Here is a 19,784-nt window from a genome sequence, read left to right as displayed (position 1 = left end):
AGGTTTTTTGTCTTATATCAGCTCCTTTTGCTTGAAGTCTATCATCTAGTTATTACATCATTGTGAGCGTAAGCAAAAGAAATTTGATTGATGCACAAATAAGCAAAATGTCACCAAACCTATTTAACAGGCGAGGCGTACATTTTGCTTATTAGGAAATATGAGGTTTACGCGTGAACATGTAGACAATACATAACATGCTGCGTCGTCATTCAACTCATTCTTCTCCCCATTTCTCGGGGTCTTTATTCCATTCTTTGAGCGTTGTCATGTCTGCTTCCGATACGTAACCTTCATCCAACGCAACTTCGAGTAGTGTTTCATAATTTGTCAGAGCCGCAACTTCTACATTCGCAGCGCCGAGTAGTTTTTTTCCTTTTTCTAATCCGTATGTAAATAAGGCGGCGATTCCGAGGACTTCGCATCCTGCTTCTCGCAAGGCTTCTACGGCTGTGATCGAGCTACCGCCTGTTGAAATCAAGTCTTCAATCACGACTACTTTTTGACCTTTTGTGATGGGACCTTCAATTTGGTTGCCTTTGCCGTGTTCTTTTGCTTTAGAGCGGACGTAAACCATTGGTAGGTCTAGGATATCACTTGCCCATGCAGCGTGTGGAATGCCTGCCGTTGCGGTTCCTGCCAGTACTTCGACCTCTGGAAACGCGTTTTTTATTTTTTCTGCAAGTGCGGCGGCGATGAATTGGCGGGTTTTCGGGAATCCCATTGTGAGGCGGTTATCGCAGTAGATTGGGGATTTGATACCGGATGCCCACGTGAATGGATCGTTTGGCTGTAAGAAAACGGCTTTGATTTTTAATAGTTGCTCGGCTACTTGTTTTTCGGTTGTCATTTGTTCCACTCCTTCAAAATAGTTTCGTACGCTTGATATGGGTCAGTTGCTTTGGTGATCGATCTGCCGACGACGATAGCGGTTGCGCCGATTTCGCGGGCTTGATGCGGGGTTACGACGCGTTTTTGGTCGTCTTTTGTGTCGGTTTCTAAACGAATTCCTGGTGTGACGCGTAAAAATTCGGGACGGGTGATTTCTTTAATTTTGCCTGCTTCTAGCGCGGAACAGACGACACCATCAAGTCCTGCTTCGTTCGCCAAGGTGCTGTAGTGAAGAACGGAATCCATCAGGCTTGCTTGGATCAGTTGATCGGACTGCATTTCGGCTTCACTTGTGCTCGTTAACTGGGTAACGGCGATGAGGCGCGGGCGGCGGGAAGAGCTAGAACCGATTTCGAGGCCTTCCAGTGCGGCTTCCATCATCGCGCGACCTCCTGCGGCGTGCACGTTGACCATATCGACGCCCATGCGAGCGAGACCGATCATCGCGCTTTTGACGGTGTTCGGGATATCATGCAATTTTAAATCGAGAAAAATTTCATGTCCTTCGTGTTTTAAGCGCTCCACCAAGTGTGGACCTTCAAGATAGAAAAGCTCCATGCCGACCTTGACGGACAGCGTGTCTCCTTTTGGAAATCGTTTTAAAAATGCTTCGACTTGGGCGTATGAGGCGAAATCGAGCGCGATAATTGGTTTTGTCATGCGTTTGTTCTCTCCTTTTTTAAGTCGGCTAATGTCGTGATTCCTAGTTCATCCATGCGGGCTGGCAGGGCGTCGATCAGATTCGGGCAAATGTAAGGCTCGGTAAAATTGAGCGTGCCTACTGCGACGGCATCTGCACCAGCGATGAGAAATTCGAGGACGTCATCCACGGTTTGGACGCCTCCCATGCCGATGATTGGGATGTTGGACACGGCGCGAACTTGGTGGATGAGGCGAATCGCGACGGGTTTGATGGATGGACCTGATAAGCCGCCAGTGCCGTTTGCGAGGATCGGTTGGCGCGTTTTGAGATCGATGCGCATCCCGAGCAAGGTATTGATCATCGTGAGTCCGTCGGCGCCTGCTTCTTCGATCGCCTTGGCAATTGGGACAATATCCGTTACGTTCGGCGAGAGCTTCACGTAGATTGGGACGCTTGCCACGGCTTTCACGGCTTTCGTGAGTTGGTACGCTACTTCTGGGTCGGTTCCAAACGCGATACCGCCGTGTTTGACGTTCGGGCACGAGATGTTGAGCTCAATCGCCTTCACGTTTGGTGCATCGCCAATTCGTGCGCAAACTTTGACATAGTCTTCTTCGGATGCTCCGGCGACGTTCGCGATAATTGGTGTATCAAAACGCTCTAGCCATGGCATTTCGTGCGCCATTACATGATCGAGTCCAGGGTTTTGTAAGCCAATTGCGTTTAGCATTCCAGACGGTGTTTCCGCCACACGCGGCGTCGCATTGCCGTAACGCGGTTCTGGCGTCACTGCTTTTGCCATAATGGCGCCGAGTTGGTTCAAATCGTAAAATTTGCTATATTCCTTGCCGAATCCAAAACACCCAGATGCGGGCATGATGGGATTTTTCAGTGATAAGCCTGGTATGTCAACGGCTAAACGGTTCATATGACTACCTCCCCAGCCCGGAAAACCGGACCTTCATCGCATGCTTTATAGCTTTTCGTCGGATCATCCGTACGCTGACAAACGCAAGCATAACAAGCCCCAACACCGCACGCCATCCGCTCTTCTAGTGATAAAAAGGTTCGCTTGTCGGCAAATCGTTCGGATACCACGCGTAACATCGCGGTTGGCCCACAGCTGTACACCGTATCTGGCACGAAGTCGAGCGCATCGGTTACCGTCGTTACAAAGCCTTGCGTTCCTCGCGTTCCGTCCACTGTTGCAACAAAACAATCGCCGAGTTCTCCCATTTCCTTTTCATAAAAAACATCTTTGGCGGAGCTAAAACCTAAGACAAATGTGACCGTCGAGCCTTGTGCGACTAGTTCTTTGCCGAGCTGATAAAGCGGCGGAACCCCGATACCGCCACCGATCAACAGTGCATGTTCCCCGGGCTTCGTTTCTTGCGGCGCAAAACCATTGCCAAGTGGCGCAATCACATCGATCGCATCTCCTGCAATAAGCTCTGCAAAATCCGCCGTTCCGTCACCATCTACGCGGTACAACAACGTACATTGTTCCCGCGCCTTATCTATCGCACAAATACTAATCGGTCGGCGCAAAAGAAGGTCCGCTCGTCGCGGTTTGAGCTGCATAAATTGTCCAGGATGCATGGCAAGCACAATATCCCCTTTTAATACCAACTCAAACACCCGATCCGCGATCAACTTTTGGCTGACAACTTCCATCTTTGTTTGTCTCACGTTTCTCCACCCCGTTCTTTATACTGTTTCGCTTACCCGCGCTGGTTGCATTGCTTCCATCTCGAATGACCGTGATTCCAACACCCGCAAAATTGCTTCTGCCGTGTCGAGCGATGTACAAACCGGCACACCATTTTCCACCGATTCCCGGCGAATTTGGAAACCGTCACGCTCTGGTTGTTTGCCCGTCGTTAATGTGTTCACTACAAGCGTTACTTGCCCATTTCGGATATAATCGATCAGCGTTCCTTGGTTCTCACCAATTTTCTTCACTTTCGAAACCGGAATGCCTTGCTCTTCTAACACGAGCGCTGTTCCAGATGTCGCCATAATTGTGAAGCCGATATTTTTAAACCGTTTCGCAAGCGCCGTAGCTTCTGCTTTATCTCGATCTGCCACTGTCAAAAGCACCGTTCCATAATCGAGCATCTTCACGCCACTCGCTACAAAACCTTTGTACAGCGCCTTTTCAAGCGTATGATCTTTCCCCATGACTTCCCCTGTTGACTTCATTTCAGGGCCAAGCGACGTATCCACGCTACGCAATTTCGCAAACGAGAACACCGGCACTTTCACAAAAATCTCTTGTTTTTCTGGCGCCAAACCCTCTTTGTAACCCAACTCTAGCAATGTTTTACCTAAAATGACTTTCGTCGCCACATTCGCCATTGGAATGTCCGTAATTTTGCTTAGGAAAGGAGCAGTACGGCTTGATCTCGGGTTTACTTCGATAACAAAAACTTCCTCATCTGCGACAACATATTGAATGTTTAGCATCCCGATGATTTTCAGACCTTTCGCGAGACGCGTCGTGTAATCTACAATCAGATCCTTGACGTGTTGCGACAGGCTTTGTGCCGGATAAACGGCAATCGAGTCGCCAGAATGGACCCCTGCTCGTTCGATATGTTCCATAATGCCTGGTATCACAACGTTCAAGCCATCACTAATCGCGTCCACTTCTACCTCTTGACCTTGCACATAGCGATCGACAAGCACTGGATGTTTCGGATTCACTTTGACCGCATTGTTCATGTAATAGCGTAGCGCTTCTTCAGATTCCACGATTTCCATCGCACGACCGCCGAGCACGTAAGAAGGCCGAACCAAAACCGGATAGCCGATCGTTGTTGCCACCGCGATTGCTTCATCGATAGACGTCGCTGTTTTCCCAGCAGGTTGCGGAATTCCAAGTTCCACGAGCGCCTTCTCAAACTTATCGCGATTTTCTGCGCGATCAATGTCTTCGAGTGACGTTCCAAGAATTTTCACGCCGCGTTCTGCCAAACCGTCCGCCAGATTGATCGCCGTTTGACCGCCGAATTGTACTACCACGCCAAGCGGCTTCTCCAGTTCAATGACATGCATCACGTCTTCCAGCGTCAATGGTTCAAAGTAAAGCTTGTCGGAAATACTGAAATCCGTCGAGACCGTTTCCGGGTTATTATTAATGATAATCGCTTCATATCCCGCTTGTTGAATTGCCCAAACCGAATGCACTGTCGCATAGTCAAACTCGACGCCTTGCCCAATCCGAATCGGACCAGAGCCAAGCACAATCACGCTTTCCTTCTCCGTACGAATCGATTCATTTTCATCCTCGTAGCTACTATAGAAATAGGGCGTTGTCGACTCGAATTCCGCAGCACACGTATCCACCATTTTGTAAACTGGGATAATACCCGCTTCTTTGCGAATATCGTACACCTCAAATGCCGTCATATTCCAAAGTTTAGCGATGGCACCGTCACTGAATCCGTTCCGTTTCACCGCGCGCAGTACTTCCAAATCCCCAACATTCGTCGCAATTTCCGACTCCTGTTTGATAATTTTCTCCAATTTATATAAGAAGAACAAATCGATTTTTGTTTTCGCGTGCAGGTCTTCGATCGTCCAACCTTTACGAAGCGCCGCCGCTAGGAAAAATAATCTGTCATCTTCCGGAAAACAAATTTTGCGTTCGAGTTCTTCCAAACTCGCGTTCTCCGCTTGATCCAAATACAGATGGGTTGTCCCGATTTCAAGCGACCGAACCGCCTTCAAAAGTGACTCCTCCAAATTTCGGCCAATCGCCATCACTTCTCCCGTCGCCTTCATTTGCGTACCTAAACGACGATCCGCTTTTTCAAACTTATCAAAAGCAAAGCGTGGAATTTTCGACACGACGTAATCAAGCGCCGGCTCAAAATGCGCATACGTTGTTCCTGTTACTGGATTTTTCATTTCATCTAGCGTCAAGCCCACCGCAATTTTTGCTGCTAACTTCGCAATCGGATAACCCGTTGCTTTCGAAGCGAGCGCCGACGAACGGCTCACACGTGGGTTCACCTCAATCACGAAATACTCGTAACTATCTGGATCAATCGCCAACTGAACATTACAGCCACCCTCGATTTCAAGTGCGCGGATAATTTTCAGCGACACATCACGAAGCATTTGGTATTCGCGATCCGAAAGCGTCTGGCTCGGCGCTACCACAATCGAATCCCCTGTATGAATCCCGACTGGATCAATATTTTCCATGTTACACACGACCATCGCATTATCAAACGCATCCCGCATCACTTCATACTCAACCTCTTTAAAGCCAGCGATACTGCGCTCCAGCAAACATTGCGTTACCGGGCTGAGCTTCAAGCCACTCGCCACAATCTCCGCCAAATCCGCGTCATTCAGGCAAATCCCGCCACCAGAACCACCAAGCGTATAAGCCGGGCGAACAATCACCGGATAACCAATTTTTGCAACAAAGTTCTGCGCCTCTTCTAAGCTATGAATAATATCGCTCTCCGGAACCGGCTCGCCAAGCTCATGCATCAAATCACGAAATGCCTCGCGATCCTCCGCCTTCTTAATCGCCACCAAATCCGTCCCTAAAACTTCCACACCACACTCTTCCAAAATTCCCGCTTCCGCAAGTTCCATCGCCATATTCAGTCCCGTTTGACCACCAAGCGTTGGCAAAATTGCATCTGGGCGTTCTTTGCGAATAATCCGTGATACAAAATCAAGCGTAATCGGCTCAATATAAACCTTGTCCGCCATCTCCACATCCGTCATAATCGTCGCCGGATTCGAGTTCACAAGCACCACTCGGTATCCTTCCTCTTTCAAACTCAGACACGCTTGCGTTCCCGCATAATCAAATTCCGCGGCTTGTCCAATGACAATAGGGCCAGAACCAATTACTAAAATAGTTTGAATATCCTCACGTTTAGGCATTTTGTTCCGCTCCCTCCTTCTCCATCATCGCTATAAACTGGTCGAATAAATAATTAACATCACTCGGTCCAGGATTCGCTTCTGGATGGTACTGCACCGTATACGCCGCAAACTCTTTGTGCGCCAAGCCTTCCACCGTTCCATCATTCAATTCAATATGCGTGACAACAATATCTTTATCTACCAGCGAATCCGCATCCACCGCATAGCCGTGGTTTTGCGCTGTAAAATCAACGCGCCCTGTTGCCAGCTCCTTCACAGGATGATTCGCCCCACGATGCCCGAATTTCAGCTTAAACGTATCGGCCCCATTAGCTAAAGCGAAAAGCTGATGTCCTAAGCAAATCCCGAACAACGGCACTTTTCCTTGCAAGCCGCGAATCATTTCGATCGCTTCCGGCACATCTTTCGGATCCCCAGGTCCATTGGAAAGCATTACACCATCCGGATGCATCGCCAGAATTTCCTCCGCCGTCGTATTGTAAGGCACGACCGTGATATCGCAATCACGCCTGTTCAACTCACGCATGATGCTACTTTTTACGCCATAATCCACCAACACGACCCGTTTACCTTCCCCCGGATTCGTAAATGCCTTCGAACAAGAAACCTCGCGCACTTGGTCCACCGGCAATCGCACCGAACGAAGATGATGCAGTAAATCTTCCCGATTCGCTTTTTCAGGCGCCAAAATTCCTTTTAACGTCCCTTCCTTACGAATAATCTTCGTCAATTTCCGCGTATCAATCCCCGCAATCCCTGGAATATCTTTTTCCTTCAAAAACTGATCTAGCGTCAATTGGTTGCGCCAGTTCGAAGCAAATTCCGCCGCCTCACGCACCACCACACCTTTTACAGCCGGGTGAATCGATTCAAAGTCGTCACGATTCACGCCATAGTTCCCAACGAGCGGATATGTAAACGTGATGATTTGCCCGTAATAACTCGGATCCGTAATCGTCTCCTGATACCCTGTCATTCCCGTATTAAAAACAACTTCCCCGATCGTTTCGCGGTCACTGCCAATCGCCTCACCGATAAAATAATTACCGTCTTCCAGCATCAAAATCCGTTTTGTCATCCGTTATTCCACCCCTTCTTCAAAAACAAGCGCACCTTCCGCAAACGTTGCAACTGGCCAACCGACACAATTCCAACCAGTAAACGGCGTATTTCTACCCTTCGATGCAAAACTTTCTGGATCAATCGTGGCTGCTTTTTCTAAATCAATGACCGTCACGTCCGCAATCCCGCCAATTTCAAGCACACCGTACGGAAGGTTAAAGCATTCTGCTGGTTTCACCGTCATCCAATCGATCAATTGCTTCAGCGTCCACTCCCCCGTTTTTACAAAATGCGTATAAAGTAGCGGGAATGCCGTTTCAAGTCCTACGATTCCAAACATCGCTTTTTCCATTGGCACGTTCTTTTCCTCTGCGGCATGTGGCGCATGATCCGTTGCGATAAAATCGATTGTGCCATCCAGCAAGCCTTCGAGCAATGCCGCATGATCCTCTTTCGCACGCAATGGCGGATTCATTTTCCAATTCCCGTCATTTCCCGGTATGTCCGTCTCATTCAAAATCAAGTGATGCGGTGAAACCTCTGCCGTTACGCGAATCCCAGCACGTTTCGCATCACGCACCGCACGAACCGACTCCTTCGTCGAAATGTGGCAAACATGATAGTGACAGTTCGCCGCTTCCGCAAGCAACACATCGCGTGCAATTTGAACCGATTCTGCAATGTTCGGAATCCCCGCCAAACCTTGCTCCTGCGCAAAAATCCCGTCATGCACAACCCCACCATAAACTAGCGAGTTATCCTCACAATGCGCCACAATCGCCATATCCAGCGCCCCAGCTTCCTTCATCGCCTCATACATCATGCCCGCCGTCTGTACACCTACACCATCATCCGTGAAAGCAAACGCGCCCGCCGCCTTCAACGCCGCAAAGTCCACCAACTCGTCACCCTTCAAACTCGATGTAATCGACGCGTATGGCAACACACGAACCGCCGCCGTTTCCTTAATCCGATCCACGACCTGCGTCATCACTTCCGCCGTATCCGGTACCGGTTTCGTATTCGGCATCGCACAAACCGTCGTGTACCCACCACGAGCAGCCGCAGCAGTTCCCGTCGCAATCGTCTCTTTATGCTCCCCGCCTGGTTCCCGCAAATGCACGTGCACATCCACAAGCCCTGGTGCCACCAATTTCCCAGCCACATCAATGACTTTGGCACCATCTAGCATCACATCTTCGCCAATCGCCGTAATCCGACCATCCGCAATCGCCACGTCCCGCGCAACCAAATCCCCAGTTTCCGTCAACACTTTTCCATTTTTCAATACGTACATGTCGTCACCCTCGTTTCTTTATCTTGGCAAACTGCCTCTAAAATAGCCATCCGAATATATACACCGTTCGTCATTTGTTCCACAATGCGCGATTTCTCGCATTCCACCAAACTATCCGCAATCTCCACATCCCGATTCACAGGACTTGGATGCATGATAATCGCACGTTCCTTCATTCTCGCCGCCCGCGCTTTTGTCAAACCGTATTTTGCGTGATAATCCGCCTTCGTAAAACTAAGCAAGCCATCATGCCGCTCCTCTTGCACACGCAAGAGCATAATCACGTCCATCTGCTCCACCAAATCATCCATCGCCATATACGTCCCAAGCGCAGCACAACTCTCACGCATCCACTCCGGCGGCCCTGCAAAGAACACTTCCGCTCCCAGTCGTTTCAGCGCCTGCATGTTCGAATTCGCCACTCGACTATGCACAATATCCCCAACAATCGCGACCTTCAACCCTTTAAATCCACCAAACTCTTCCTTAATGGTAAACAAGTCCAACAACGACTGACTCGGATGTTGCCCACAACCATCACCGCCATTCACAACCGCAATCCCTAATTTGCGAAGTGGCTCATAATAATTCTCATCTGAATGCCGGATTACCGCTACATCCACACCAATCGCCTGCATCGTCAGCGCCGTATCATATAACGTTTCTCCTTTTGTCACGCTTGATTTAGAAGGATCAAATGACAGGACGTCAATGCCAAGCTTCTTCTCAGCCATCTCAAAACTGTTGTGCGTTCGCGTGCTTGCCTCAAAAAACATGTTCACGGCATACCTTTGTTTTTTCGGAGTCCAAATCTCTCCTTGTTTGAAACGCGCTGCCCGATCAAGCAATTCTCCAATTTCCACTACAGAAAGCTCTTCCATCGACACTAGATCCTTCATTCAAAACGCCACCTTTTCCTTATTATTTATACGAAAACCTCCAAAATTGCGTTTTAGAGGTCTCGTCGTTGTTTTTATTTATGTGTTTTTGCTTCAGGTAAGACCAAGTTTAAGATAATCCCAAGCAATGCCGCCATCGCCATACCTTCTAGTTTGAAAGAACCGATTTCAACTAGCAAGCCGCCGATTCCGACAACAAGGACCACCGATGCAATGATCATGTTGCGGTTCACGCTAAGATCTACGCGACTTTCAATCATCATCCGCAAACCACTCGTTGCTATAACTCCGAACAAGAGTAAGGAGATGCCGCCAAGCACCGCCGTTGGTACCGATGTGATGACGGCGTTAATGTAGCCGATGAAGCCAAACGCGATCGCAAACACCGCAGCACCCCCGATTACGAAGACACTGTACACTTTCGTAATCGCCAGCACCCCAATGTTCTCACCGTACGTCGTTACAGGAGGCCCGCCGATAAGGGAAGCAATAATCGACGCCGTACCATCTGCTGCAAGCGAACGATGCAAACCTGGATCTTTAAAAAAGTTACGATTCGTAATTCTGTTCAAAAGCAATTGATGCCCCATATGTTCCGCCATCGTCACAAAAGCAAGCGGCGCCATCGAAAGCACAACCGTCAGCGTAACAACCGGATCCATATTCACAAACGGAATCGTGAAGTCAGGCACTTGGAAAAGACTCGCATTTTGAATAAGTGTATAATCGACCAACCCAAATGCCATACTCACCAAGTAGCCTATAACAAACCCGCAAAGTATCGGGATAAGTCCGAAGAACCCTTTGAAAAACATCATCGCGATAATCGTAACGACTAGCGTGATCAAAGCGACTAATAAAATTTTATAATCATATGCGCCACCGTTGTTCGTTCCCATCGCCATCGCCGCAGCACTTGGCGCAAGCGACAAACCGATAACCATGATAACCGGCCCCACCACGATTGGCGGCAGTACGCGTTGAATCCATTCGATTCCCACGTAATAAACAATCATCGCCACAATCGCGTACACAATCCCAACCGAGAACGTCCCGACCATAACGGCCCCAGGTCCTCCGCCAGATTTCGCCGTAAGCAAAATCGTTATTGGTGCGATAAACGCAAATGATGAACCTAAGTAAGCTGGAATTTTGCCGCGTGTAATAATCAGGTAAGCTAGCGTCCCAAGACCACTTGATATCAGGGCCACGCTTGGATTTAAGCCGGTCACAGTTGGCACAAAGATCGTCGAGCCAAACATCGTGAACAGATGCTGGATGCTAAGAATAATCCATTTATTCCAAACCGGTTTCTCGTGAATATCTAATACTGGCTTTACGTAATTTTCTGGTGTCGTTTCTTCTGTCATCTTACTCCCTCTTTCCGACTCTAAGTCATAAAAAATACCCCTTGCCAAATTGCGACAAAGAGCAGTTATGTACTGGATTTAGGATAGACCTATTCCCCGTTCATCACCCTTTATCAGCCTCTCTGGACTGTTTTAAAAAAGCGTTCTTCCAGCGTTGTCTTCAAACGCTCATCTCCGTCGCCAAATTCGGCGAATAGTCTACGAAAACTGGTTTTTCAACATGCTGGATTATCTTATTTAATTATTGTCACAGCATCCGCCGCATGATCGACGTCCGCCAAATGTACCTCCACGCGCTCTTCACTCGAAGTCGGAATGTTTTTACCAACAAAATCCGCTCGAATCGGCAGTTCCCGATGTCCTCGGTCTGCCAAAACCGCTAGCTGAATCCCAGCCGGGCGTCCTACATCCATTAGCGCGTCCATTGCGGCACGCACCGTCCGGCCTGTATATAGCACGTCGTCGACTAACACAACCTGCTTCCCACCAATATCAAAAGGAACATTCGTACCATTTAGCGACGGCTCCGATGATTCGTTTTTAAAAGATAAGTCGTCTCTATAAAGCGTAATATCAATATCACCAACCGGAATCAGAACATCCTCGATTTCCTTGATGCGAGCCTGCAAACGATTTGCCAGGAAAATACCTCGTGTTTTGATACCGACAAGCGCCAAATCTTTCGTTCCCTTATTACGCTCGATGATTTCGTAACTCACCCTCGTAAGCGCCCGTTTAATCGCAGCCTCATCCATCACAACAACCTCTTCTGGCATCCTTTTCCCCTCCAATATCATTTAGACAAAATAAAAACCCTCTGCCAAGAGCGCGGCAAAGGGTTTACGTACAGAATCCAATTGGGCATAGAAATTCCCAAATCACGTTACCTTCTTAGCCTCTCTGGACTATGTTAAAGGACTGTTATTTAACTAGGTTCAGTTTATCCTACTATAGGGGGTTTGTCAACTAGTTTTATCGAGCAGCGTATAAAGTTCATATCAGGGGTTAAAAACGCGTAAAATCAATCTAAATACGACTTTAGAAATAAGCACTCTTTTATACCAAATCCTGTGCTATAATAGGCGCACGGAAGTCTTTAGGGCGGATAAGCGTTTCCTCCAGAAAGGAGGCGTTGTCATATGACAGTAACGGACATCATTGCGCTTTTCGCGATGCTTTTCACAGGTGGTATCTTTCTACTCGCACTGTTGACATTTTTCTTGCATTTAACGCAAAAAAAATAATCCCCCTAGGCCTACAAACTTAGTGGATTATTTCTCATCATGAAACGTTGTCCGCCTTAAAGCGGATTCCGTACCGCTAGTCGAAATCTAGACTAGCGGTTATTTTTATTTCTTCCATCATACCACATAACTCAAAAAATGAATACCCTCAACAACTTCATTCTCTCAAAATTTCCAAAGCTTCTTGAAAAATCGCAGGTAACGGTGCTTCAAAATTCATCCGCTCGCCTGTTGTTGGATGCGTAAATCCGAGCTCAGAGGCATGTAAAAATTGCCCTTCGCCTTTAATCGTGTTTTTCAGTCCATATTTCGGATCACCAGCAAGTGGATGTCCAATATATTTCAAATGCACGCGAATCTGATGTGTCCTACCAGTCTCTAAACGGCATTTTATTAATGTATAACCTGTAAAACGTTCCAACACTTCAAAATGCGTCCGCGACTCTTTCCCATCATTCACGATCCCCATCTTTTGACGATCTTCTTTTGAACGTCCGATTGGTGCATCGATGGTTCCTTTTTGATGCTTGATAACGCCGTGCACAAGCGCGATATATTCACGATCACTGGTTTTATCGTAGAGTTGCTCAGCCAAGGATTCATGCGCTTTATCGTTTTTAGCAACCATCAACAGACCTGACGTGTCTTTATCAATACGATGCACGATGCCTGGGCGAATTTTGCCATTGATGCCTGAAAGATCTTGACAATGGAAAAGTAGAGCGTTCACGAGTGTCCCTGATGTGTGACCAGCAGATGGGTGGACTACCATGCCCTGTGGCTTATTCACAACGAGCATGTCTGCGTCTTCGTAGTAAATATCAAGCGGAATATCTTCGGCAATGATATCTAATTCCTCCGGCTCGCGTTCCATATACGTGATTTCATCGCCCGTTTTGCATTTATAGTTCGGTTTTGTTTGCTCACCATTGACAAGGATGGCATCGTCTTTTAGCAACGTTTGTACGGCGGATCGTGTGATTTCTAGCAGTTCGGCAAGCCCTTTATCCAAGCGCGTACCATTTAATTTTTCCGGAATAATTACGGTATTTTGTGTCATTTTTTTGTTTCCTTTCGATTTGCGATCATCCAAGAACACGTAGACAATGAGTAAAATCACGCCTATCGTCAGACTTGCATCCGCGACATTAAAAATTGGGAAGTAATAATTTCCCCAAATTGTTTGTACAAAGTCGACCACTTCTTGATGGAGTATGCGATCGATAAAGTTCCCAATCGCGCCACCTAAAACAAGTGCTAAACTTACACCTAAAAGCTTACTGTTCTTCGCGTAGCGTTGCATGAAGTAAATAAGAACGCCGATAACTACGAGCGTAATCAGATAGAAAAACCACATTCTTCCCTCTAAAACACCCCAAGCCGCACCAGAATTTCGATGCGATGTGATATTTAAGAAACCAGGAATGATTTCCACCACTTCTCTTAGGTCTAAATTCTGCACGATAAGCCATTTGGTAAACTGGTCAATGACAACAACAACAAGTGCGATAAGATAATAATAGATCACGTTGATTCCTCTTTTCCTTTATATATGTAATGAGATGAGTCTAGCAAAACCAGACTCACCTCACACGTTTCATCATTGCAGAATAAATTGTAACAAAAATAATGCCGCAATGATATACATAAGTATCGGCGTTCGCGTGCGATTTTTTGTAAATAATTTCAAAATCGGGTACGCGATGAATCCGACTGCAATTCCGTCGGCGATACTATACGAGAATGGGATGATAACAACGATGAGGAGTGCTGAGAACGTATCTGCGGCATTGCTAAAATCCATTTCCTTGATTTCCTGTAACATCGACATCCCAATCACAATCAAGATGGGCGCAATGGCGCTGTTTGGGATGAAAGAAATATACGGCATCAGCACGAGCGACGCCAAGAAGAAAATACCAACCGTCACCGATGCTAAACCAGTTCGTGCGCCACTTCCTGTCATCGAGCCGATCTCTAACGCGGAAATCGTCGGACTTGTCCCAAACAATCCGGATAGGAATGCCGTGAAGCTACTCGCTTGCAGTACGCGTGGCAATTTTTCCGTTTGGCCTAGTTGTTTCGTCTGACCGAACGTCAACCCAACCGTTTCGAATACGAGTACCATGGTTAGTGAAAATACACTCGTCCAAAAAGCTACTTGCCCAACACCGGAAAAATCGGCCTGAAACAGCACGTCTTTCCATGGCGCCAAACTCATCGCGTCTTTAGAAACCTCACCATGCACACCAAACAGAACACTAACGATCGTTCCAATCAAGATGCTCCACAAAAAAGCACCTGGCACTTTGCGCACCAGCAAAATCATCGTTAGCACGAGCGTAATCAGCGTTGCCAACACAAATGGATCGTGCATATTGCCAAACGCCAAAATCGAATGTTCGCCGCGTGTGACAATTTCTCCTTTTTCAAGACCTAGCAGTACTAAAAATAGCCCTAAACCGACCGTGATCCCTTGTTTCAAAATAAGTGGAATCGTGTCGTTCAACTTTCTAGCTAATGGTGTAAATGCTAAAATCATGAATAAGAAGCCACTGATAAAAACGACGGCCAGCGCTTGCTGCCACGACAAACCAAGTGTCTGCACAAAATTATACGCAAATAACGCATTAATCCCCATACCTGGCATCAAAATCAGCGGTGCATTCGCCCAAAACCCCATCACAAAACAACCTACAACCGATATAAAAATCGTTGCAATAATGGCACCTTGATACGGTACACCAGCCTCTGCCAAAATCGAACTATTGACAACAATAATGTAGACAACGGTGAAAAAACCTATCATTCCAGCTAAGAGCTCCGTTCGAACCGATGTCCGATGCGCTTTCAACTGAAAGATTTTGTCCAATAATCTTTGCATCATAATTCCTCTTTATTCAATTATCCCTCTCCCAACCCGTAGAGTCTCGCCCCTACCACGAACCCTTATTATAACAGACGCGAGAAGATTCGCATAGAGCTTTTGCTTGTATCTTGTGAAAAATCATTCGTGACGGAACGTTATTTCTTATGCTATAATCGGGTGTTGATGGTTTATATAGAAAGGGGAGCACCATTTTGGAACAAACATTTACGCGCAGTGAAAAATGGCGCCAATTTTTAGTTATTTTTACGCCTGTCGTTATTTCACAGTTGCTGCTTTTTTCGATGGCCTTGATTGATACGATGATGTCCGGGCATTATTCCAACGAAGCCTTGGCTGGAACTGCGATTGGTAACTCCTTATGGGGTCCTTTTAATGCTAGTTTGTCCGGTCTATTAATGGCTGTCACACCTATTATTTCGCAATTATTAGGTCGCGGAGAAAGCCATGATATTAAAAGAACAGTGAGCAACGGTCTTTATATCGCGATCGGACTTGCAATTTTACTACTCGCACTTAACTTTTTATTCGTGCCATCGATCTTGCGTGCCATGGGTCTTGATCCTGCCGTTGCAGAAATTGCGAAACATTTTTTTAAATGGGATTTGTTTTGGTATCCCGGCTTTTTTCTTTTATTCTGTATTACGTGCTTTTATTGATTCACTCGGCCTTACTCGGGTCACGATGGCCATCACTTTGATTACGGTGCCTGTGAATATTTTCTTGAACTACCTACTTATTTTTGGTAATTGGGGTTTCCCTGAAATGGGTGGTGCGGGAAGTGGCTTAGCAACAGGGATTACCTATTGGATGGTACTGATTGTCACGATTATTTTGATTCAAAGTCAGAAGCGTTTACGTGATTATCATATTTTTTCTGGCTTTGCAAAAATAGATTGGAGAAAAATAAAGGAGATTATCAAACTTGGTGTGCCTAACGGTTTGACGATTCTTTTTGAAGTGAGTATTTTCTCAGCGGTTACTGTTTTTATGGGACGTTTTGGTACGGATACCATTGCGGCGCACCAATCCGCTATTAGCGTACCAACCTTGCTATACGCCTTCCCGCTTAGTATTGCGGCGGCGTTAACCATATTAGTTGGGTTTGAAACCGGCGCAAAGCGAGTGGCAGATGCGAAAAAATATCGGCATATCGGAATGGTTTCGGCGATTTCTATCGGCGTGCTAAACGGCATACTACTACTCTTATTCCGCGATCAGATCGCATCACTTTACACTTCTGATCCAAAACTAGCAAATTTGATTACGCACTTCTTGATTTACGCTGTATTATTCCAATTCGCGGATGCTCTTTTATCACCAGTACTCGGAGCGCTTCGTGGCTATAAAGATGTTTTCGTTACGTCGATCGTTGCCTTTATTTCCTATTGGGTGATCGGCCTGCCGCTTGGATTAGCCCTTTCGTATACTAATCTTGGTCCGTTTGGATTTTGGATCGGGCTTAGCGCCGGACTGTTCATCGCGGCTTTCATCCTTTCGGTCCGAGTACGGTTTACGGAGAAAAAGTTACTGGGTAGCTTGTGAATCGTATGTAGCTGAATTAGCGCCTCAATAGGCATGAAAACGCGGTGAACATGCCATCCATGTACCGCGTCATGCCTTGCGCCTTCACAACTAGCTTCAGCTTTTCAGTCCTAATGCTATTTTTTCCAAGTTCCATTCCATCATCTCTAAATATGAATCTCCCGGCTTTCCTGGTTTTGCCGTGGAATCTGTGAAGAGTTCTGCGAAGATTGGTGTATTAGTTTCGCTAGATACACTTTCCATACTTCTCGGATCTACACTAGTTTCCACAAATAAAACCGGGACTTTTTTCGTTCTGATCGTCTCGATTATTTGTTTCATCTGATCTGGCGTCCCTTGATTTTCCGTATTTATCTCCCAAATATAGGCCGCCTCTAAGCCGTATGCTGCCGCAAAATATTTAAATGCACCTTCGCTCGTCACCAGCGTCTTATTCTTTAAATCTGCGAATTTCGTCTTCGCTTCTCGGTCCAACGCCTCCAATTTTGCAATGTATTTTCCTGCATTTTGCTTGTAGTAATCCGCATTATCTGGGTCTTTCTTGACCAATGTATCCCGAGCATTTTCCGCGTACTTAATCCCATTTTGAAGATCTAGCCACGCATGTGGATCCGTCTCACTCTCTTTTCCTTTCGCTGTCAGAAACTTTGGAGAAACGCCTTTACTCAGCGCCACCGCTTCTTTTTGACCAGAAGATGCCATTAATCGATCAAACCACCCATTGCCAGTTTCCAAGTTCAAACCATTATTAAAAACCAAATCCGCATCCGCCATTTTTTGCACATCTTTTGGCAATGGATCGTATTCATGTGGATCTGTTCCTACTGGCACAATGCTGTATAGATCAATTTTGTCGCCACCGACCTGCTTCACAATGTCATATAAAATCGAATAAGTCGTCACAACCTGCAGCTTATCTGGATCAGTTGCCTTCTCATTTTTACCACAAGCCACTAACGATAATAGCACCAATCCCAACATACCTGCTAAAATTACTTTCTTCATTGTTTCACACTCCTTCTCCCAAAAATAATTCCTTGTTTCGGCGAAAATAAAAATACGAGTATAAATAACGCGGTCGCAGCGAGGACGATCGAAGCACCTGATGCCAGATTGTACATATAACTAAAATACAGGCCGACTATCGCGCTCACCGCCCCAAATCCTGCCGCCAAAAATAGCATTACGGAAAGTCGATTTGTCAGTAAATAAGCAGTCGCAGCTGGCGTAATCAACATAGCCACAACAAGAATAATGCCAACAGTTTGCAAGGAAGCCACCGTCACAAGCGTCAACAACGTCATCAGAAAATAATGTAGCATCCGCACTTTCAAGCCATAACTTTCTGCCATTGTCGGATCAAACGAACTAACGAGCAATTCCTTGTAGAATAACCCCACTAGCAGAATAACCAACATTCCGATTCCTAGTGTCATCCACATATCACTGCTACGAACAGCAAGCACATTTCCAAATAAAATATGATATAAATCCGTGGAACTTTGCGCTAGCGAAATCATAATAATCCCTAAGGCAAAAAAGGAGCTGAACACGATACCAATCGCAGTGTCATTTTTAATCCTACTATTTTGATTGACAAAGCCAATACCGAGTGCCGCAACAATGCCAAATGCCGCCGCGCCAATAAAGAAATTAATACCCACCATATAAGAGATCGCAACCCCAGGCAAAACAGCATGAGAGATCGCATCCCCCATAAGTGACATCCCCCGTAAAATGATAAAACTACCGATTACACCCGAAACAACACCCACAATAATCGATGTCAGCAACGCCTTTTGCAAAAATTCGTATTGCATCAAACCTTCTAGAAATAGCATCACTGAGCACCTCCCCATCCGAACCCCTGTCCGTAGGTTTTCAAAATATTCTCCTCTGTGAATGTGCTACCTGTTTCGCCATAGGCTATTAACTGCTTGTTCAACAAAATAATTTCATCAAAGTAACGTGCTACTTTATGAAAATCATGATGCACCACGATTATCGTTTTCCCATCATCGCGCAGTTTTTGTAGCACTTCGATAATAAGTGCTTCACTTGTCATATCAATCCCCACAAACGGTTCGTCTAGCAAAAAAATATCGGCCTGTTGCGCTAAAGCTCGCGCGATAAACACACGCTGCAGTTGTCCGCCAGATAATTCGCCAATCTGGCGTTTTGCAAAGTCCAGCATCTCTACTTGCGCTAATGCCTCGCGCGCTATTTGGCGTTCTTTTTTTTCGTGGTAATTTGATTAATCCTAACTTTGGATACGTTCCTATTAGCACAGTATCTAGTACCGTAATCGGGAACGTCAGGTCTACGCTATTCCGCTGTGGTACGTAGGCAATTTTGTGCCGCACCTCTTTTATTGTTCGTGATTCCCACGTTACCGTCCCTGATTCACACGGGATCAGTCCGATTAAACCTTTTAAAAATGTAGATTTCCCAGCTCCATTTGGACCAATTATTCCTGTCATCTTGCCTTGCTTTATTTGTAGGGAGATATTCTCCACGACGATTTCTTGACTATATGCGATGGATAAATTTCCAACTATCATGACATCACCTTTTCCTTCAGGACTTATTTTTTATACAAAACTAAGAATGTTTCCTTTAGGCAACATTATGGTTAGTATAGCCTATGTTGATTTATTTGTAAAGAGAATCATTTTTGAAAATCCTTTTAAAAGTTGCTATAAAAAACGAATGGAGACTTATCCTCGGTTAGGAAAATAAGTCTCCATTCGTTTCTTGTACTGCGTCATGATCCGCGCCTTCGGATCCAGCTTCGGAAGCCAGTCCCTCGAAACTTTCACGCCCTCCGCAAAAACCAAGATCGGGTTTTCACTGCGGCCGCTCCAAGTTTTTGTTGTGGCTCTTACGAAGCGTACTCTGCTGAGTTAGAGCCACAATATGAGTGCGAACGCAGGGAGCATTCGTTCCATGTGCTGCATCATGTCCCACGCCTTCGGATCCAGCTTCGGAAGCCAGCCCCTCGAAACTTTCACGCCCTCCATAAAAAGCAAGAA

Annotated in this window: 16 protein-coding genes and 2 pseudogenes; 2 read left to right on the top strand and 16 right to left on the bottom strand. The window is 46.3% G+C overall.

All coding sequences use genetic code 11. The features are described 5' to 3' along the window. Positions 1–217 precede the first annotated feature (217 nt). From pyrE to PGRAN_RS01590, 13 genes and pseudogenes are all read right to left on the bottom strand, one after another. On the bottom strand, positions 218–850 hold the full coding sequence (pyrE, locus tag PGRAN_RS01645; protein ID WP_036064544.1) for an orotate phosphoribosyltransferase: 633 nt from the start codon (positions 848–850) through the stop codon (positions 218–220). After that, a complete protein-coding gene (gene pyrF / locus PGRAN_RS01640; protein ID WP_036064543.1) occupies positions 847–1,551 on the bottom strand; it encodes an orotidine-5'-phosphate decarboxylase in 705 nt (234 codons plus the stop codon). The genes pyrE and pyrF overlap by 4 nt, the downstream gene beginning before the upstream one ends. Continuing rightward, positions 1,548–2,462, bottom strand: a complete 915-nt coding sequence (locus PGRAN_RS01635) for a dihydroorotate dehydrogenase (protein WP_036064540.1) — start codon at positions 2,460–2,462, stop codon at positions 1,548–1,550. Before PGRAN_RS01635 ends, pyrF begins: the two co-directional genes overlap by 4 nt. Beyond that, positions 2,459–3,223, bottom strand: coding sequence for a dihydroorotate dehydrogenase electron transfer subunit (locus PGRAN_RS01630; RefSeq protein ID WP_036064536.1), 765 nt, complete (start codon positions 3,221–3,223; stop codon positions 2,459–2,461). The genes PGRAN_RS01635 and PGRAN_RS01630 overlap by 4 nt, the downstream gene beginning before the upstream one ends. An 18-nt stretch (positions 3,224–3,241) precedes the next feature. Then, a complete protein-coding gene (gene carB / locus PGRAN_RS01625; protein ID WP_036064535.1) occupies positions 3,242–6,445 on the bottom strand; it encodes a carbamoyl-phosphate synthase large subunit in 3,204 nt (1,067 codons plus the stop codon). Beyond that, positions 6,438–7,526 carry a carbamoyl phosphate synthase small subunit gene (locus PGRAN_RS01620; protein WP_036064533.1) on the bottom strand — a complete coding sequence of 363 codons (1,089 nt, stop codon included), beginning with the start codon at positions 7,524–7,526 and terminating at the stop codon, positions 6,438–6,440. Before PGRAN_RS01620 ends, carB begins: the two co-directional genes overlap by 8 nt. A gap of 3 nt (positions 7,527–7,529) precedes the next feature. Next, complete coding sequence (locus PGRAN_RS01615; RefSeq protein WP_036064531.1) at positions 7,530–8,807, bottom strand: dihydroorotase; 1,278 nt, start codon at positions 8,805–8,807, stop codon at positions 7,530–7,532. Next, entirely contained in the window at positions 8,795–9,706 is a 912-nt protein-coding gene (locus PGRAN_RS01610) for an aspartate carbamoyltransferase catalytic subunit (RefSeq protein WP_036064530.1), read from the bottom strand. Before PGRAN_RS01610 ends, PGRAN_RS01615 begins: the two co-directional genes overlap by 13 nt. A 74-nt stretch (positions 9,707–9,780) precedes the next feature. Further along, positions 9,781–11,076: a solute carrier family 23 protein gene (locus PGRAN_RS01605; protein ID WP_036064527.1), complete on the bottom strand. Its 1,296-nt coding sequence runs from the start codon at positions 11,074–11,076 to the stop codon at positions 9,781–9,783. A 233-nt stretch (positions 11,077–11,309) separates the two neighbouring features. Next, the gene (gene pyrR / locus PGRAN_RS01600) at positions 11,310–11,852 is read right to left on the bottom strand and encodes a bifunctional pyr operon transcriptional regulator/uracil phosphoribosyltransferase PyrR (RefSeq protein ID WP_036064525.1); all 543 of its coding nucleotides are present in this window, start codon (positions 11,850–11,852) and stop codon (positions 11,310–11,312) included. Between the two features lie 625 nt (positions 11,853–12,477). Beyond that, on the bottom strand, positions 12,478–13,380 hold the full coding sequence (locus PGRAN_RS01595) for an RluA family pseudouridine synthase (RefSeq protein WP_036065217.1): 903 nt from the start codon (positions 13,378–13,380) through the stop codon (positions 12,478–12,480). 24 nt (positions 13,381–13,404) lie between these two features. Next, positions 13,405–13,848 (bottom strand): annotated as a pseudogene (gene lspA, locus PGRAN_RS16500) (signal peptidase II); the annotation flags it as partial. 72 nt (positions 13,849–13,920) lie between these two features. After that, complete coding sequence (locus PGRAN_RS01590) at positions 13,921–15,204, bottom strand: NCS2 family permease (protein WP_036064519.1); 1,284 nt, start codon at positions 15,202–15,204, stop codon at positions 13,921–13,923. A gap of 197 nt (positions 15,205–15,401) precedes the next feature. Between PGRAN_RS01590 and PGRAN_RS17090 the strand changes: the two genes are divergently transcribed. Together PGRAN_RS17090 and PGRAN_RS01585 are read left to right on the top strand one after the other, a co-directional pair. Beyond that, positions 15,402–15,866 (top strand): MATE family efflux transporter, encoded by a 465-nt coding sequence (locus PGRAN_RS17090; RefSeq protein ID WP_241433258.1) that lies wholly within the window; start codon positions 15,402–15,404, stop codon positions 15,864–15,866. Beyond that, on the top strand, positions 15,754–16,752 hold the full coding sequence (locus tag PGRAN_RS01585) for an MATE family efflux transporter (RefSeq protein ID WP_241433257.1): 999 nt from the start codon (positions 15,754–15,756) through the stop codon (positions 16,750–16,752). The genes PGRAN_RS17090 and PGRAN_RS01585 overlap by 113 nt, the downstream gene beginning before the upstream one ends. 96 nt (positions 16,753–16,848) lie before the next feature. Here PGRAN_RS01585 and PGRAN_RS01580 read toward each other — a convergent pair whose 3' ends face one another. From PGRAN_RS01580 to PGRAN_RS01570, 3 genes and pseudogenes are all read right to left on the bottom strand, one after another. Beyond that, complete coding sequence (locus tag PGRAN_RS01580) at positions 16,849–17,757, bottom strand: metal ABC transporter substrate-binding protein (RefSeq protein ID WP_036064514.1); 909 nt, start codon at positions 17,755–17,757, stop codon at positions 16,849–16,851. Beyond that, complete coding sequence (locus PGRAN_RS01575) at positions 17,754–18,593, bottom strand: metal ABC transporter permease (protein WP_036064511.1); 840 nt, start codon at positions 18,591–18,593, stop codon at positions 17,754–17,756. The genes PGRAN_RS01580 and PGRAN_RS01575 overlap by 4 nt, the downstream gene beginning before the upstream one ends. Next, positions 18,593–19,313 (bottom strand): annotated as a pseudogene (locus PGRAN_RS01570) (metal ABC transporter ATP-binding protein). Before PGRAN_RS01570 ends, PGRAN_RS01575 begins: the two are co-directional and overlap by 1 nt. Positions 19,314–19,784: the final 471 nt, after the last annotated feature.

Source organism: Listeria grandensis FSL F6-0971 (assembly GCF_000525835.1).
Taxonomy (GTDB): Bacteria; Bacillota; Bacilli; order Lactobacillales; family Listeriaceae; genus Listeria_A; species Listeria_A grandensis.
This window is presented reverse-complemented; position numbering and strand designations above follow the sequence as displayed.